The following is a 1,274-nucleotide window of genomic DNA, read 5'->3' on the forward strand; positions in this document are numbered from 1 at the left end:
GGTATGAGTACGGGCCGGTGTTCCAGGGTGTGGGCGCGGTGTGGCGTCGGGGCGAGGAGGTGTTCGCCGAGGTCGCTCTGGGCGAGGGGGAGCGGGAGTGGGCTGCGGGGTTCGGGGTGCATCCGGCGTTGCTGGACGCGTCGTTGCATGCCGGGCTGCTGCCGGGAGCAGAGGCGCAGGGCGCGGGTGCGGGTGTGCCGCGGCTGCCGTTCGTGTGGTCGGGTGTGCGTCTGCACGCGACGGGTGCGGCGGCGGTGCGGGTGCGGATCGTGCCGGCCGGTGAGGGCGTCCTGGGGCTCGAGCTGTTCGACGAGGCGGGGCGTGCGGTCGCCGCCGTCGACTCGCTCGCCCTGCGCGAGATCCCCGCGGACCGGCTGCGCGCCGCGGCCGGCGACGGCCTCGCCTCGCCCTACGTGGTCGACTGGGGCGAGCAGCCGCTGCCGGAGAAGGCCCGGCCGGGCGGCATCGCCGTGCTGGGCCCGGCCGGCGGCACGGCCGCCTTCCTCGCGGACCGCCTCGGCGTCCCCCTGCACGCGGACGTCGACGCCCTCGTGGCCGGCCTGCGGCAGGGCGCCGAAGCACCCCGCACGGTGCTGCTCGCGGCCGGTGACGACACGGGCGCCGCGTCCCTGGCGGGCGTCCACGGCGCGACGCGGCACACGCTGCGCGAGATGCAGCGCTGGCTCGGCAGCCAGGAGTTCGCACCGGCCCGGCTGACCGTCGTCACCCGCGGCGCGGTGGCGACCCACGACGGCGAGGGCGTCTGCGATCTGGCGGGCGCCGCCGTGTGGGGTCTGGTGCGCACCGCGCAGAGGGAGGAACCCGGCCGGTTCACGCTCGTCGACCTCGACGAGCGCCCCCGCTCGGCCGGCGACCTGGCCCGGGCGCTGAGCGCCGACGCCGAAACCCAGTACGCGGTGCGGGGCTCCACCGTCCGCGTGCCCAGACTGGTCAGAGCACCGGCGCCCGCGCCGACGGCGCCGTCAGCGCCGGCATCAGCGTCGGCGCCGGCATCAGCGTCGGCGCCGGCATCGGCGCCGCCGTCGGCGTCGGCGTCGGGGTGCGGTCCGGCGTTCCGCCCGCTCGACCCGGACGGCACGGTGCTGGTCACCGGCGGGACGGGGACGCTGGGCGCGTTGTTCGCGCGGCATCTGGTGGTGGCCTACGGGGTGCGTCATCTGGTGCTGGTGAGCCGCCGGGGCGAGCGGGCGGAGGGGGCGGCCGGCCTGGTCGCGGAGCTGGGCGCCCTGGGTGCGGCGGTGCGGGTGGCGGCG

Annotated in this window: 1 protein-coding gene; it reads left to right on the forward strand. The window is 78.1% G+C overall.

Annotation, left to right across the window (positions count from 1 at the left end; translation table 11 throughout):
• On the forward strand, positions 1–1,274 hold a 1,274-nt coding region (locus ACN6LD_RS42225), incomplete at both ends, for a SpnB-like Rossmann fold domain-containing protein (RefSeq protein WP_445045939.1).

It is taken from the genome of Streptomyces sp. SAS_272, from assembly GCF_052543235.1.